Annotated in this window: 14 protein-coding genes; 6 read left to right on the forward strand and 8 right to left on the reverse strand. The window is 59.9% G+C overall.

Translation table 11 applies throughout. The features are described 5' to 3' along the window. Window positions 1–63: 63 nt before the first annotated feature. A complete protein-coding gene (locus TRM7615_RS18520) occupies window positions 64–2,337 on the forward strand; it encodes an NADP-dependent malic enzyme (protein WP_108790373.1) in 2,274 nt (757 codons plus the stop codon). A 52-nt stretch (window positions 2,338–2,389) separates the two neighbouring features. Here TRM7615_RS18520 and TRM7615_RS18525 read toward each other — a convergent pair whose 3' ends face one another. Continuing rightward, window positions 2,390–2,755, reverse strand: a complete 366-nt coding sequence (locus tag TRM7615_RS18525; RefSeq protein WP_108790376.1) for an OmpA family protein — start codon at window positions 2,753–2,755, stop codon at window positions 2,390–2,392. 419 nt (window positions 2,756–3,174) lie between these two features. Here TRM7615_RS18525 and prpE point away from each other — a divergent pair, with 419 nt between their 5' ends. The 3 genes from prpE (at window position 3,175) to TRM7615_RS18540 (ending at window position 8,288) form a co-directional block, all read left to right on the forward strand. Beyond that, window positions 3,175–5,064: a propionate-CoA ligase PrpE gene (gene prpE, locus TRM7615_RS18530; protein ID WP_108790378.1), complete on the forward strand. Its 1,890-nt coding sequence runs from the start codon at window positions 3,175–3,177 to the stop codon at window positions 5,062–5,064. A 208-nt stretch (window positions 5,065–5,272) separates the two neighbouring features. After that, window positions 5,273–6,703 (forward strand): amidase family protein, encoded by a 1,431-nt coding sequence (locus tag TRM7615_RS18535; protein ID WP_108790381.1) that lies wholly within the window; start codon window positions 5,273–5,275, stop codon window positions 6,701–6,703. A 25-nt stretch (window positions 6,704–6,728) separates the two neighbouring features. After that, a complete protein-coding gene (locus TRM7615_RS18540; RefSeq protein ID WP_108790384.1) occupies window positions 6,729–8,288 on the forward strand; it encodes an acyl-CoA synthetase in 1,560 nt (519 codons plus the stop codon). Between the two features lie 436 nt (window positions 8,289–8,724). Here the strand turns inward: TRM7615_RS18540 and TRM7615_RS18545 are convergent, their stop codons facing one another. Continuing rightward, window positions 8,725–9,486 (reverse strand): NAD kinase, encoded by a 762-nt coding sequence (locus TRM7615_RS18545; protein WP_108790648.1) that lies wholly within the window; start codon window positions 9,484–9,486, stop codon window positions 8,725–8,727. Window positions 9,487–9,656: 170 nt separating this feature from the next. Here TRM7615_RS18545 and glyA point away from each other — a divergent pair, with 170 nt between their 5' ends. Further along, window positions 9,657–10,952: a serine hydroxymethyltransferase gene (gene glyA, locus TRM7615_RS18550; RefSeq protein WP_108790387.1), complete on the forward strand. Its 1,296-nt coding sequence runs from the start codon at window positions 9,657–9,659 to the stop codon at window positions 10,950–10,952. A 152-nt stretch (window positions 10,953–11,104) separates the two neighbouring features. Here the strand turns inward: glyA and TRM7615_RS18555 are convergent, their stop codons facing one another. The 4 genes from TRM7615_RS18555 to TRM7615_RS18570 form a co-directional block, all read right to left on the reverse strand. After that, on the reverse strand, window positions 11,105–11,389 hold the full coding sequence (locus tag TRM7615_RS18555) for a YiaA/YiaB family inner membrane protein (RefSeq protein ID WP_108790390.1): 285 nt from the start codon (window positions 11,387–11,389) through the stop codon (window positions 11,105–11,107). A gap of 70 nt (window positions 11,390–11,459) precedes the next feature. After that, window positions 11,460–12,131: a PspA/IM30 family protein gene (locus TRM7615_RS18560; protein WP_108790393.1), complete on the reverse strand. Its 672-nt coding sequence runs from the start codon at window positions 12,129–12,131 to the stop codon at window positions 11,460–11,462. Between the two features lie 94 nt (window positions 12,132–12,225). Continuing rightward, window positions 12,226–12,816, reverse strand: a complete 591-nt coding sequence (locus TRM7615_RS18565) for a TetR/AcrR family transcriptional regulator (protein WP_108790650.1) — start codon at window positions 12,814–12,816, stop codon at window positions 12,226–12,228. Between the two features lie 73 nt (window positions 12,817–12,889). Continuing rightward, window positions 12,890–13,264: a hypothetical protein gene (locus TRM7615_RS18570; RefSeq protein ID WP_108790396.1), complete on the reverse strand. Its 375-nt coding sequence runs from the start codon at window positions 13,262–13,264 to the stop codon at window positions 12,890–12,892. Between the two features lie 45 nt (window positions 13,265–13,309). Here TRM7615_RS18570 and TRM7615_RS18575 point away from each other — a divergent pair, with 45 nt between their 5' ends. Then, window positions 13,310–14,110 (forward strand): alpha/beta fold hydrolase, encoded by an 801-nt coding sequence (locus tag TRM7615_RS18575; protein WP_235824138.1) that lies wholly within the window; start codon window positions 13,310–13,312, stop codon window positions 14,108–14,110. A 3-nt stretch (window positions 14,111–14,113) separates the two neighbouring features. On the opposite strand, the gene TRM7615_RS18580 is transcribed toward TRM7615_RS18575, so the two are convergent. Both TRM7615_RS18580 and TRM7615_RS18585 read right to left on the reverse strand, forming a co-directional pair. Next, window positions 14,114–14,296, reverse strand: coding sequence for a hypothetical protein (locus TRM7615_RS18580; RefSeq protein WP_108790399.1), 183 nt, complete (start codon window positions 14,294–14,296; stop codon window positions 14,114–14,116). Between the two features lie 72 nt (window positions 14,297–14,368). Continuing rightward, complete coding sequence (locus tag TRM7615_RS18585) at window positions 14,369–14,761, reverse strand: rhodanese-like domain-containing protein (RefSeq protein ID WP_108790402.1); 393 nt, start codon at window positions 14,759–14,761, stop codon at window positions 14,369–14,371. Window positions 14,762–14,768 lie beyond the last annotated feature (7 nt).

Raw genomic sequence — 14,768 nt, forward strand, 5'->3', positions numbered from 1 at the left:
CGGGGTTTCCCCGACGTCAAAAATAGTTTAACGCTAAACTAAATTTCCGGAGGAGTGTTTTATATGTCCGATAACCAGAGCCAGCGGCAAGCCGCACTGGACTATCACGAGTTTCCCAAACCCGGAAAGCTTGAGATCAAGGCGACGAAACCGATGGCCAATGGTCGCGACCTGTCACGCGCCTATTCGCCGGGTGTGGCCGAGGCCTGTATCGAGATCAAGGAAGATCCGGCAACCGCGTCCCGCTACACGGCGCGTGGAAACCTGGTGGCGGTTGTGTCGAACGGAACAGCGGTTCTGGGTCTGGGCAATATCGGCGCGCTCGCCTCAAAGCCGGTGATGGAGGGCAAGGCCGTCCTGTTCAAGAAATTCGCCAACATCGACTGCTTCGACATCGAGGTAGACGAAAGCGATCCGGAAAAGCTGGCCGATATTGTCTGCGCACTGGGACCGACTTTTGGGGCCATCAACCTCGAAGACATCAAGGCGCCCGACTGTTTCATCGTGGAAAAGATCTGCCGCGAGCGGATGAACATTCCGGTGTTTCACGACGATCAGCACGGCACAGCGATTGTTGTTGGCGCGGCTGCCAAGAACGCCTTGCATGTGGCAGGCAAGCGGTTCGAGGACATCAAGATCGTCTCGACCGGTGGTGGCGCGGCAGGCATTGCCTGTTTGAATATGCTACTGAAACTGGGTGTGAAACGTGAAAACGTCTGGCTGTGCGACATCCATGGGCTGGTTTATGAGGGTCGGACCGAAGACATGAATCCGCACAAGGCGGCTTTTGCTCAAGCTTCGGACTTGCGCACGCTGGATGATGTGATCGACGGCGCCGACCTGTTTCTGGGCCTCTCGGGCCCCAACGTGCTGAAACCCGAAATGGTGCAGAAGATGGCCGATCGTCCGATCATCTTTGCCTTGGCCAACCCGACGCCCGAAATCCTGCCGGAAGACGCCCGCAAAGTGGCCCCCAACGCCATCATTGCCACGGGCCGCAGCGATTTTCCCAATCAGGTCAACAACGTCCTCTGTTTCCCTTTCATATTCCGCGGCGCGCTGGACGTGGGCGCGACCGAGATCAATGACGAAATGCAGATCGCCTGTGTCGACGGCATCGCCGATCTGGCCCGCGCCACCACCAGCGCCGAAGCCGCTGCTGCCTATAAGGGCGAGCAGCTGACATTTGGCGCAGATTACCTGATTCCAAAGCCATTTGACCCGCGTTTGGTGGGTGTTGTTTCTTCGTCGGTCGCAAAAGCCGCGATGGAGAGTGGCGTTGCAAAACGGCCCATCGAGGACCTGGAAGCCTATAAAGAGCAACTTAACCAAACAGTGTTCAAGTCAGCCCTCCTAATGCGACCAGTATTCGAGGCCGCCAGCGCCGCCTCGCGCCGGATCGTCTTTGCCGAGGGCGAAGACGAACGGGTTTTGCGCGCAGCTCAGGCGATACTGGAGGAAACGACGGAAACCCCGATCCTGATCGGCCGCCCCGAGGTGATCGAGGCGCGCTGCGAACGCCTTGGTCTGTCCGTCCGTCCCGGGCAGGATTTCCAGATCGTGAACCCGGAAAACGATCCGCGTTATTACGAGTACTGGAATTCCTACCACGAACTGATGCAGCGGCGTGGTGTTTCGCCTGACCTGGCCAAGGCGATTATGCGCACGAACTCGACCGCCATTGGCGCGATCATGGTGCACCGAGGCGATGCCGACAGCCTGATCTGTGGCACCTTTGGCGAATATCGCTGGCATCTGAACTATGTCGAACAGGTTTTGGGCAATGGCGATCTGCACCCGCACGGGGCGCTGTCTCTGATGATCCTCGAAGACGGACCACTCTTCATTGCCGACACCCATGTGCGCCAACTGCCAACGCCCGAAGAACTGGCCGAGATCACCATTGGCGCCGCCCGTCACGCCCGCCGTTTCGGCGTCGAGCCCAAGATCGCGTTCTGCTCGCAATCGCAATTCGGCAATCAGGCCGAGGGATCGGGCAAGCGCCTGCGCGACGCCATCGCCCTGCTGGACGCGGAACCGCGAGACTTCATGTATGAAGGAGAGATGAACCTTGATGCCGCGCTGGATCCAGAACTGCGCCAGAGGATCTTCCCGAACTCGCGTCTGCAAGGTGCCGCCAATGTGCTGATCTTTGCTCATGCGGACGCGGCCAGTGGTGTAAGAAACGTGCTCAAGATGAAAGCAGACGGCATCGAAGTTGGCCCGATCCTGATGGGCATGGGCAACAAGGCCCATATCGTGTCGCCCTCGATCACCGCACGCGGCCTGCTGAACATGGCGGCCATCGCCGGTACCCCGGTCACCCAATACGGGTAAGACAATCGGGCGCTCTGACCGAGGTAAATGGATTTCAGAGCGCCCGGTGTGATCAGCCGATGACGCGGTGCCCACGGCCCTGCATGCAGTTGATCAATACCTGACGACGTGCTTCGTCTTCGGAATGCGCCCCTTCGGCAGCGCCGAGCACGCCGCCAATCGCGGCACCAACCAGCGCCCCCTCAGTGCTTTCACCGCTTGCCGAGGTTAAACCACCAATAAGACCGCCAGAAACGGCACCCGCCCCAATGGCGCCCGCTTGTTGCTGTGGATTGTAGTTTGCGGCCAAGGCCCGACACTCGACTTCATCCTGGCCAAAGTGAGCATTCCGAGTGCCATCCACGGCCAATGGGCGTGAGCTGGGATAGCCACCGCACGCAGCCAACCCCAGAAGCGCGACAAACACAATCTTATGCATGTTTCAGTCTTTCTTTTTGATCGCTGACTGCAGCAGCTGCACTCAGCTCCGTGTTCTTGAAAACAGGGCCTTCCCTGTGGCCCCCCCATATGCGCCCCACTTTACCAATCAATAATGACAATAAATAATTCTCGGATATCCCCGGCACTCTGGCAGGTACCCGCCAAGGGGCCTCGAATCTGCTCGGGCCCTAACAGATTCAATACAGCCAATTGGCCACGCAATTTTATGACTTTGCAAAGTCAGCAAAGCCTGCATGAATTGCTTAGCGAAATGAGGGATTTGCAAAAATTTGCAGTATTTTTTTGAGCTATCTGCAAATTTGTTGCGATAATCTGACGCTGCGTTCCTCTATTTTCTTGCTCCCCTGCCCAGCCCGGGCGTAACACATTCGCCAAGCATAAAGTGAGGAGGACGCCGTGGCCTATCAGGACGTATACGACAGCTGGAAACAGGACCCCGAGGCTTTTTGGCTTGAGGCTGCCAAGGGCATCGATTGGGTCGAGGCCCCGACACAGGCGCTCAATGGCAGCAATGCTCCGCTCTATGAATGGTTCACCGATGCCAAGGTCAACACCTGCTGGAATGCAGTCGACCGCCATGTCGAGGCTGGGCGCGGAGAGCAGACCGCCATCATCTATGACAGCCCGATCACCCATACCAAGCGCGAGATTTCTTATGTCGAGCTGCGCAATCGGGTGGCTACCTTGGCAGGCGCGCTGCGCGCCAAGGGCATCGAAAAGGGTGACCGGGTCATCATCTACATGCCAATGATCCCCGAAGCGCTCGAGGCCATGCTTGCCTGTGCCCGCTTGGGTGCGGTGCATTCCGTGGTGTTTGGTGGCTTTGCCTCGAATGAACTGGCCGTACGCATCGACGACGCCAAACCCAAAGCGATCATCGCCGCCTCTTGCGGGATGGAGCCGGGTCGCGTCGTTCATTACAAGCCGCTCCTAGACGGCGCCATCGACCTGTCAGAACACAAGCCCGACTTCTGCGTCATTTTCCAGCGCGAGCAGGAAGTTGCTCAACTGATCGAAGGGCGTGACTACAACTGGCACGGCTTCCAATACGGCGTGGAACCCGCCGAATGCGTCCCGGTCGAAGGCAATCACCCCGCCTATATTCTCTATACCTCTGGCACCACAGGTGCGCCCAAGGGTGTTCTACGCCCAACTGCCGGTCACCTGGTCGCGCTTAACTGGTCGATGAAGAACATCTATAACGTCGATCCGGGCGATGTCTTCTGGGCCGCCTCGGACGTGGGGTGGGTCGTGGGGCATTCCTACATCTGCTATGGCCCGCTGATCCACGGCAACACCACCATCGTGTTCGAAGGCAAGCCTGTCGGAACCCCCGATGCGGGCACCTTCTGGCGGGTGATTTCCGAGCACAAGGTCAAAAGCTTCTTCACCGCCCCCACTGCCATTCGCGCCGTGAAACGCGAAGACCCCAAGGGCGAGATGATCGCGGATTACGACATCTCCTGCCTCAAGGCTCTGTATCTGGCGGGCGAACGTGCCGACCCGGACACCATCGTCTGGGCACAGGACGCGCTGAAGGTACCGGTCATCGATCACTGGTGGCAAACCGAAACCGGTTGGACCATCGCGGGCAACCCGCTGGGGATCGAAGAACTGCCGACCAAGCTGGGCTCGCCCGCCAAGCCGATGCCTGGGTATGACGTACAGATCCTGGACGAAGGCGGCCACCCGATGAAAGCAGGCGAATTGGGCGCGATTGCCGTCAAGTTGCCCCTGCCCCCAGGCACCCTGCCGGGTCTGTGGAACGCCGAAGAGCGGTTCAAGAAGTCCTATCTGCAGCAGTTCCCCGGCTACTATGAAACCGGCGATGCAGGCATGATCGACGAGGACGGCTACCTCTACATCATGGCGCGCACTGATGACGTCATCAACGTTGCCGGCCACCGTTTGTCGACGGGCGGCATGGAAGAGGTCCTGGCGGGCCACCCCGATGTCGCCGAATGCGCAGTGATCGGCGTGACGGATCAGCTCAAGGGGCAGATGCCGGTTGGCTTCCTGTGCCTCAATGCTGGTGCGGGCCGCGATCATGGCGAAGTGGTGGCCGAAGTGGTCAAACTGGTGCGCGAGAAAATCGGACCGGTGGCGGCCTTCAAGCTGGCTGTGGTTGTGGACCGGCTGCCCAAGACCCGCTCGGGCAAGATCCTTCGCGGCACGATGGTGTCGATTGCCGATGGCCAGGACTACAAAATGCCCGCCACCATCGACGACCCGGCGATCTTGGACGAGATCAAGACGGCGTTGCAAACCATTGGCTACGCCAGCTGACACACGTGACCGCGCCGGACCGGCAGGTCCGGCGCCCGGCCCAACGCTTCTGGGGGCGCATCTTTGATGCGTCCCCAAGGGGCGGGAGTTCCCCCGTCGCGACACCACATTTCCTGAACAGCAAACCTCCGAAAAATGACGCTGCGGCGTCCATGGTTTCGCTTGCCTTCTCCTGACCCGCGCCTAACCTGCAAGCGGGAGATTTTTCATGACCGATACCGATACCTGGCGCCTCAGCGCCTCTGAAACCGTTGCCCGCACCACCTCTGGAGACCTGACAGCCGAGGCCGCTGTGGACGCCGCCCTGACCCGCATGGGTGCGGTCAACCCGGACCTCAACGCCGTGGTGGTGTCCTGCGCCGACGATGCCCGGGCACGTGCGCTTGATCTGGACAAGGCCCGCGCATCTGGCGCGCCCACCGGCCCGCTGCACGGTGTGCCCGTCACCATCAAGATCAACGTCGATCAGATCGGCTATGCCAGCAGCAACGGTGTGCCCGCGCTCAAAGACTTGATCGCCCCCGACGACGCCCCCCTGGTGCGCCATCTGCAGGATGCCGGCGCCGTCATAATCGGTCGGACCAATACGCCTGAATTCAGCTTTCGCGCCGACACCGACAACCCGCTACACGGACGCACCCATAACCCCTGGGGCAAACATGTCTCGCCCGGCGGCTCTTCGGGCGGGGCGGGCTCATCCGTAATGGCGGGCATCGGCGCACTGGCTCATGGCAATGACATTGGCGGCTCACTGCGCTTTCCCGCCGCCGCCAATGGAGCAGTCACTGTCAAACCCGGCCTGGGTCGCGTCCCCGCCTGGAACCCCAGCCAAACCGCCGAACGCGGCATGCTGGCGCAATCCATGTCTGTTCAGGGCTTGATATGCCGCACCGCCGATGACCTGCATCTGGCCATGCCCACGATGATCCGCCCCGACGCGCGCGACCCCTTCCACGCGCCCCTGCCTTGGCGCGGCGAGGCGCTCGATGGACCAATCAAGGTGGGTTTCACCAAAGAAACCTACGAATTCGACCTGCACCCCGAGGTCTCTCGCGCCCTCGACATGGCCCGCGATGCGCTCACCGATGCAGGATTCCAGGTGGTCGAGGTCGAACCGCCCCATCTGCGCGATTGCGGCATGGACGGGTATCGCACCCTGATGGGCGAAGTGCTGGCCCTGATGGGACCCGACATAGACAAATACGGCTCACCCACCATCCGTGCGGTCTTTGACGAGTATTTCGAACAGTTCCCCCCCTATGAAGGGACTGACATTCTACGCATGATGGCCAAACGCAGCTTCTATGCACGCGAATGGTCGGTGTTCCTGGACAGCTACCCTTTGGTGCTCTGCCCCTTCCTGCCACAGCCCTTCTTTGCACCTGATCGTGACACCCAAGGTGCAGACGGTGTACAAGAGGTTCTGGGCTCTGCGCTCTGGTCCTATTCCATGAATTTTATGGGGCTGCCCGCCGCCTGCGTGCCAACCCATGTGGCCGAGCTGCCGCAAGGGCCGCAGCCGATGAGCGTGCAGATCGTGGCCCGCCGCTGGCGCGAAGACCTGGCCGTCGACGCCAGCGCCGCCATCGAGGCCCGCCTGGGTCGCATGTGCGACCTGCTTTGGCAACGCATGGGCTGAGATCGGAAAAAAGGGAAGAAGAGACATGCAGATCACATCCGTGCTGCGCCGCGCCGTTCAGGTGAACCCAAAGGGCACCGCCACCGTTTTCAAGGACCGCTCGCAAAGCTGGTCGCAGTTGCTGGACCGGGTCCAGCGACTGGCGGGCGCCCTGCAAGAATTGGGTATGAAGCCCGGCGATCGGGTCGCGCTCTTGTCGCTGAACTCGGATCGCTTCATCGAATACTTCTTTGCCACCGTGTGGGGCGGTGGTGCAATGATGCCGATGAACATCCGTTGGGCTCCTGCCGAATGCGCCTATGCACTCAATGATGCCGGCGCTGAAATCCTGCTGGTCGACGACGCCTTTGCCGCCGCGGCCCCAGCCATTCAGGCGCAAGTTCCAGGTCTAAAGACGCTGATCTTCTGCGGTGACGGCGACACACCCGGAGGCATGGTGAACTATGAAGAGATCATAGCGTCTGCCGCCCCAGTCCCGGACGCAGATCGCAGCCACGATGATCTGGCGGGTATCTTCTATACCGGCGGCACGACAGGCTTTCCCAAGGGCGTGATGCTGTCGCAGGCCAATTTTTACGTCAGCGGCATCTCAAACGCGCAAGAGCTCAAGGTGGTGGATGGCACGATCTATCTGCACGCCGCACCGATGTTCCACATCGCCGACCTTCTGTGGTTCATGGCCATCACCTTTGTCGCGGGCACTCATGTTGTGATCCCGATGTTCACGCCCGAGGCCACGCTCGAGGCCATCGAGCAGCACAAACCGACCCACACCCTGCTGGTGCCTGTGATGCTACAGATGATGCTGGCCTCGCCCAATCTCGCCGACACCGACATCTCATCGCTGGAACTCATCGGATACGGCGCCTCGCCCATAACCGAGGCCACGCTTGCCGATGCCTTCAAGGCCTTTCCCAAGGCTGCGTTCATGCAGGCCTTTGGCCAGACCGAGCTCAGCCCCGTCGCCACGGTTCTGGACAGCAAGTACCATACGCTGGACGGGCCTCATGCGGGCAAACTGCGCTCGGCAGGGCGCGCGACTCGGGTCTGCGAGATCAAGATTGTTGGCGAGGATGGGCAAACACTACCGACCGGAGAGATTGGCGAGATCGCAGTCAAAGGCCCGATCACCATGCTGGGCTATTGGAACAAGCCCGATGTGACAGACGAGACCATCCGAGACGGCTGGGTCATGACCGGGGATGCCGGTTATATGGACGAAGAAGGGTTCGTCTTTCTGATGGACCGGGTGAAAGACATGATCGTCTCGGGCGGCGAGAACGTTTATTCGGCCGAGGTAGAGAACGCCCTCGCCCAACACGCTGCCGTGGTCACCAGTGCGGTTATCGGCGTGCCGTCCGAGCAATGGGGCGAAAGCGTGCATGCCATCGTGATACTGCACCCCGAGGCCCAGGCAACCGCCGAAGAGTTGATGGCGCATTGCCATGAGTTGATCGCAGGCTACAAATGTCCGCGCAGCATTGATTTCCGGACCGAGCCTTTTCCGCTATCTGGGGCCAACAAGGTGCTGAAAACCGAGTTGCGCAAACCCTATTGGGAAGGTCGAGATCGGCAGATCTCCTGAGGTTGGTCGTGAGGATCACGCGCCGACGCGCCCGGCCCAACGGGAGGAGGTGTCCCGCGAGGAGCATCGACGACGGGCGGGAGCATTTCGCCCTTTCCGCCAGATCCGGCCATCATATGAAAAACGAAAGCAATTGCTCAGACGGACTTCAACAAATTGCCCTGTCACCGACAGCGGCAACAGGGCCGATGGTGCTGAAACACTCAGTCAGGCCACTTTACGTGCGAGCGCGAACCCAATCGCGCCCGCGTTTGCGTACCAATGCAAACTCTTGAGAAACACGACACGAACAAACCACTCACAACTTGTCGTGCATCGCTACACCCAACCTGAAATCAGGTTACTCGAGACATACTCTTGTAACTGTGAGTTTGTTCACAGAAACACGAATTTTCTCCTAACACGCATGACTGAATTTAGAGGACCAAGGCCCAGGTCAGGTAAATTGTTCCGAAATCAGCCGCTCTTCCAACCCGTGGCCCGGATCAAATAGAATGCGGTGTCTGATCGAGGGTTCGGACCGGATTTCGACCCAGTCTATATCGTTGATCGAGATCGAATCTGCATCTGCCATGACCGGGCGCTTGCTCGGGTCCACGACATCAAAACGTACCTTGGCGGTCTTGGGCAGCAGCGCGCCGCGCCAGCGACGCGGGCGAAAGGCGGCAATTGCCGTCAGCGCCAGAACGTCAGACCCGATCGGCAGAATAGGGCCGTGCGCGGAATAATTGTAGGCCGTCGATCCCGCCGGGGTTGCCACCAGTGCCCCGTCACAGACAAGCTCGGCCAGACGCACCCGGTCGTCGACGGAAATCTTGAGCCGCGCGGCCTGAGGACCGGCCCGCAACAACGAGACTTCGTTGATGGCCAGCGCCTCATGCATCTGCCCGGCCTGATCCATCGCGCGCATCGACAGCGGATTGATGATCTCAAGCTCGGCCTCATCCAGCCGCTCCAGCAGATCGGCCTCGTTGTATTCATTCATTAGAAACCCGATGGTGCCGCGGTTCATGCCATAGACCGGAGCTGGCAGATGCTGTGTGTTGTGCAGCGTGCGCAGCATGTGCCCGTCCCCGCCCAAGGCGACAACAACGTCAGCATCCCGTGGTGCTGCATTGCCGTATCGGCCAATCAAAGCAGCCCGGGCGGTTTGCGCCACCGGAGCGTCGCTGGCCAGAAAGGCGATTCTCTTGGTCATGTTATCGGGTTTCCGGTGTTGCGCATTTTGTTCCGAAACAATCATACCTTTCCCCCAGAGACCAGCCTTGACGCCGCAGTTGGCCAATTCGTCGCTTTACGGCCTTTCTTGCTCCCATGGTTTCCGATAGGAAATCCGCCAACAGACACCCCCAGCTGATTGGAGCCACAATGACTGCTGAAATTCGTGACCCCGGGTTCTTCACTGAATCGCTCGCCACACGCGACCCCGAACTCTTTGGTTCGATCACGTCCGAGCTGGGTCGCCAGCGCGACGAGATCGAGCTGATCGCGTCGGAGAACATCGTCTCTGCTGCCGTGATGGAGGCGCAAGGCTCGGTTCTGACCAACAAATACGCCGAAGGCTATCCGGGCCGTCGCTACTATGGCGGCTGCCAATATGTGGATGTGGCCGAAAATCTGGCCATCGACCGCGCTAAAGAGCTGTTTGGCTGCGGCTTTGCCAACGTTCAGCCGAATTCGGGCAGCCAGGCCAACCAGGGTGTGTTTCAGGCGCTGATCAAGCCCGGCGACACCATCCTGGGCATGGACCTGTCGGCCGGTGGCCACCTGACCCACGGTGCCAAGCCGAACCAGTCGGGCAAATGGTTCAACGCCGTGCATTATGGCGTGCGCAAGCAGGACAACCTGATCGATTATGAGCAGATCCAGGAACTGGCCAACGAGCACAAGCCCGCGCTGATCATCGCCGGTGGCTCGGCCATCCCGCGTCAGATCGATTTCGCCAAATTCCGCGAAATTGCCGACAGCGTTGGTGCCTACCTGCTGGTCGACATGGCCCACATCGCGGGTCTGGTTGCGGCTGGCGAGCACCCCTCGCCCTTCCCGCACGCCCATGTTGCGACCACCACAACGCACAAGACCTTGCGCGGTCCGCGCGGCGGCATGATCCTGACCAATGACGAGGCGATCGCCAAGAAAGTGAACTCGGCGATCTTCCCCGGAATCCAGGGCGGTCCGCTGATGCACGTGATCGCAGGCAAGGCCGCCGCCTTTGGCGAGGCTCTGCGTCCCGAATTCAAGACCTATCAGAAGCAGGTGCGTGCAAACGCGGTGGCCTTGGCCGACCAACTGGTCAAAGGTGGTCTGGACATCGTCACCGGCGGCACCGACACCCATGTTCTGCTGGTGGACCTGCGTCCCAAGAAAGTGACCGGCAACATCGTGGATGCGGCCCTGGGTCGTGCGCATATCACCACCAACAAGAACGGCATCCCGTTTGACCCGGAAAAGCCCACCGTAACCTCGGGCATCCGTCTGGGCACCCCTGCGGGCACCACCCGCGGCTTTGGTGAGGCCGAGTTCCGCGAGATTGCCGACCTGATCATCGAAGTGGTCGACGGTCTGGCAGCCAACGGCGCAGACGCCAATGGCGACGTGGAAGCGTCGGTACGCGGAAAAGTGGCAGCACTCTGCGCCCGTTTCCCGCTGTACCCGAACCTCTGATCCTTTACGATCATGACATGAAGACGGCGCCCCAATCGGGCGCCGTTTTTCGTTTCCGGGTGTGCTCCCGCCCCTTGTGCCTGCATCAAAGATGCCCGCAAAAGCGTTGGGCCGCGCGCCGGGCCTGCAGCCCGGCGCGCCACCGACCGGAATCAGATGTCGGATTTGCTGTCCAGGATCGCCTCTTCCAGCATCTTTTCGTTGCGCGCTTCTTCGATGCGGCGAATGCGGTCTTCGGACGAGCGGTGATCAAAGCGGTACTTCACCACGTTGATCAGGCTGATCGTCAGCAGCAGGATGCCCATACCCCAGTACCCTTTGGTGGCCAGCGGCACTTCGGTCGAAAGCCACAGTGATACACCCAGCAGGCCATAGGCCAGCAACACGCCCGCACCGTTCAGCATCAAAATCAGTGCATTGTCATTACGATCAGTCATGGAACTTGTACTCCGGTTTTCCAAATGAGTTGAGAATTAGCCATCTGTTCTGGCGAGATTAGGTTGGGTTTCAGTCTTTCAAACGACCAAGAACATCAGCAGCGGTCGAGCGGGTCTTGTCACCAAATCCGGCCTCTTCCATCCGGGCAGCAATGTTGGTGTGATCCAATCCCTGGTCGATCTCGGCCAGGATCTGACCTTGCTCAAAGGGGTCCTGAGCCTGCAGAACACCCGCGATCAGTTCTTGCGCTTCATCCATCGGGCTGTCCCCGCCCAGATGACGGTTCAGGCGCTTCTGCATTCCCTGCTCGCGGCGCACGGCCCGGGCCGACAGCGCCCCTTGCTTGAGGTCGATCAGGCGGCGGTTTGCGGTCTCGATCGATTGGCGCAGCTGAAGGATGCGCATGTCGAGGCGATCGACCGTCTGCTGGCGCATCATGCTTTCATTTTCCAGATCCGCCACCGCCTGGGCGGCGCTTTGCGCCAGATCCTCGCGCCCTGCATTCAGCGCCTCTTTGGCGCGGGAGAGCAAATCGTCGACCCGATCTTTCAGACCATCCAACTGGCGCTGCTCGGCACGCTGCTGCTGGATAAGACTGGCGAGTGACAGTTTGGCCGCCTTGAGGCTTTGTGCCGCGTCGCGGATCTTCTGATCAATCAATTCGATCGAATATTCATCACGCAGCCTTTCCTCGGCCCGCGCATTCGCACCAACAACCAATGTCTTCAAAGTTCTGAACATTTCGCATCCTCCAAATCGTGAACAACGTTCAAAAACTAGAGGTAGCAATTTCCTGAACGTCGTTCAAGAACTTTTTTGAACGACGTTCAGGAAACTATTCGTTTCCAATTCGGCGCAAGACTGCGGCGATCATCTGCTCGATCTGTTCCGGGGGCACGCCCGAGATACGATTTTGCAGGCCCAGCAAGACGATCCCATGCACCGACGAGAACATCGCGCGGGTCATCAGGGACAGTTCTTGTTCGGTCATTTCGGGAAAAAGCTCGGACAAGGGACGCGAGATATTGCTGAACAGATCCGCCAGGGCAGCGCGATACCAAGCGGGCACTGGGCCATCTTCGGACATGTCCAGATCAAACAGCGCACGCCACAGGTTGGTGTGGTCCACTGCAAAACCCAGATAAGCGTGGCTCATCAGAATCAGGCGATCCACCGGCGGCTCGATCCCATCGAACGAGCTGCGCACTGTTTCCCCCAATGCCTGAAAGGTCAGTCCGTTCACCGCCATGACGATGTCATTGAGATCCTCAAAAGCGTTGTAGATGGCACCAACAGCGCAGCCTGCATCCTTAGCCAGATCACGCGCCCGCAGAGCCGCCATGCCATCACTTTCGATCCGTACCTTGGCCGAGTGGACGAGCTTTTCCCGCAACGCCGCCTTGCGCTGTTCCGATTTGGTCGACATGGGCACCCCTGTTTCGTGAACCACGTTCAGCAATATCTCAGGATCGGGTCAGGGGAAAGTGCCCAGGTCTTGTTTAGATGAGCCCCTGCCACATCATGAAGCCCAAGACGATTGCGCCAAACAATAGAATGTTGAAGGCCAATGCCCCAAGCGCACCAAGCCACCAGCCCTTGCGGCGGTCGGCCACGTCGATGTCACGAAGATGCTCCTGAACTTCGCGCGCGGCCTTGGCCAAGGCGGGCGTGTCCAGCGTCAGACGCAGTTTCGGGTGGCTTGCTAATCCCTCGACTTTCGCCAACTTAGTCGCCTGGCGATAGATCCGGCGCGGCAAACGGTGGCGCGCCTTGCGCAGGGCCTTGGTCAGATCCTTGCCGCTCACGCCCAATTGCGCCCTGAGCAGGGCGACGGTTTCCGCGATCTGATCCTGAACGGCGATGGGTTCTGACATGTTGACCTCCGGCGGGCACCCTACCCTGCCTGAGAGGCGGCCTCAATGGGGGTGGTCGCGGAGGCGCCCTGCGGGTATCACCGGGGCATGTTGAACTGGATCACCCACGGCACGCCGACTGACCGCCCGCCCCTCGTCATTGCTCATGGCCTCTATGGCTCGGGCCGCAATTGGGGCGTCATCGCCAAGCGCCTGTCGGATGAACGGCAAGTGATCGCCGTTGACATGCGCAACCACGGTAGCAGCCCGCGCGAAACAGTGCACGATTACCCCGCATTGGCCGGTGATCTGGCCGAGGTGATCGGTGAATTTGGCGGGACAGCAGACGTCATCGGACATTCCATGGGCGGCAAATCTGCGATGACTTTGGCGCTGACACATCCCGCAACGGTGAACAAACTGATCGTAGCCGACATCGCCCCGGTCGCCTATACGCACACACAGATCCAGTTCATCGAGGCCATGCGCGCCGTAGACATGAACCGCGTCGAGCGTCGCTCGGACGCCGAGGCGCAGCTGGCAGAGCTGGGTGTAGAAAAAGCGCTCCAGAGCTTTTTCACCCAATCACTGGATATTCCCAACAAAGGGTGGAAGTTGAACTTGGATACGCTGGCCGACCAGATGCCCAACATCATGGGTTTTCCGGATGTATCAACGTCGTGGCCCGGCCCAACACTGTTTCTTTCGGGCGCAGCCTCGGACTATGTGCTGCCGGAGCACCGCGATCGGATCAAGGCGCTGTTCCCACAGGCCCGGTTTGCCAAAATCCCAGGTGCGGGCCATTGGTTGCATGCAGAAAAACCGCGCGAGTTCGAGGCGGCCGCGCGGCTGTTCCTGAATGCCTGACGTTTAATACTGATACAGCTTGCGGGCGATCAGCCAGGATGCAGGTGCTGCTATCACGGCGCCGATGGCAGCCGCGCCGACAATCGCGGGAACCGTGACCATACCCGCGGCCAGAACCGCAATCACGGCCGAGCCTGCGATGGCTGTGGCAACAAGGGCATAAAGCATGGATGCAAGGCGGAACATGGACTGGATCTCCGGGTTTGACTGTGTTGACCGGACCCTAGCCAATGCGCCGCCTGGCTACTTTGTTCTGGGTCACATTCCGGGATCGGCGGGTTCGACCATGGCGCCGCCTGACGCCTGCCAATCTGACAGCCCACCCACGTTGTACACGGTCTGATATCCCATATCCTTGAGCAGCTTGCCTGCAAGAGCCGCCCGACCACCGCTGGCACAATGGATGACGATCACCCGATCCTTGCGCAATTCGGGGTCATGGAATTGCGTTGCATCGTCGGCGCGAAACTCCAACATCCCACGCGAGATGTGGTGCGAACCCTGCGCGCGGCCTGCATTTTCCAGTTCCAGAGCATCACGCACATCCAACAAAAGCGCCCCTTGGGCCACCAGTTCCTGCGCCTTCTTTCCGTCGATCCGCTCAACGGCTGCATTTGCCGCAGCCATCATTTCTTGCACTGTCAACGCCATCAAAACT

This window comes from Falsiruegeria mediterranea M17, assembly GCF_900302455.1.
GTDB lineage: Bacteria > Pseudomonadota > Alphaproteobacteria > Rhodobacterales > Rhodobacteraceae > Falsiruegeria > Falsiruegeria mediterranea.

Coding starts and splice junctions, on each gene's coding strand:
- TRM7615_RS18555 (WP_108790390.1), bottom strand. CDS start 11,389: ATGACTGATCGTAATGACAATGCACTGATTTTGATGCTGAACGGTGCG.
- TRM7615_RS18565 (WP_108790650.1), bottom strand. CDS start 12,816: ATGTCGACCAAATCGGAACAGCGCAAGGCGGCGTTGCGGGAAAAGCTC.
- TRM7615_RS18560 (WP_108790393.1), bottom strand. CDS start 12,131: ATGTTCAGAACTTTGAAGACATTGGTTGTTGGTGCGAATGCGCGGGCC.
- TRM7615_RS18575 (WP_235824138.1), top strand. CDS start 13,310: ATGGGGGTGGTCGCGGAGGCGCCCTGCGGGTATCACCGGGGCATGTTG.
- TRM7615_RS18535 (WP_108790381.1), top strand. CDS start 5,273: ATGACCGATACCGATACCTGGCGCCTCAGCGCCTCTGAAACCGTTGCC.
- TRM7615_RS18520 (WP_108790373.1), top strand. CDS start 64: ATGTCCGATAACCAGAGCCAGCGGCAAGCCGCACTGGACTATCACGAG.
- TRM7615_RS18585 (WP_108790402.1), bottom strand. CDS start 14,761: ATGGCGTTGACAGTGCAAGAAATGATGGCTGCGGCAAATGCAGCCGTT.
- glyA (WP_108790387.1), top strand. CDS start 9,657: ATGACTGCTGAAATTCGTGACCCCGGGTTCTTCACTGAATCGCTCGCC.
- TRM7615_RS18540 (WP_108790384.1), top strand. CDS start 6,729: ATGCAGATCACATCCGTGCTGCGCCGCGCCGTTCAGGTGAACCCAAAG.
- TRM7615_RS18525 (WP_108790376.1), bottom strand. CDS start 2,755: ATGCATAAGATTGTGTTTGTCGCGCTTCTGGGGTTGGCTGCGTGCGGT.
- TRM7615_RS18545 (WP_108790648.1), bottom strand. CDS start 9,486: ATGACCAAGAGAATCGCCTTTCTGGCCAGCGACGCTCCGGTGGCGCAA.
- TRM7615_RS18580 (WP_108790399.1), bottom strand. CDS start 14,296: ATGTTCCGCCTTGCATCCATGCTTTATGCCCTTGTTGCCACAGCCATC.
- TRM7615_RS18570 (WP_108790396.1), bottom strand. CDS start 13,264: ATGTCAGAACCCATCGCCGTTCAGGATCAGATCGCGGAAACCGTCGCC.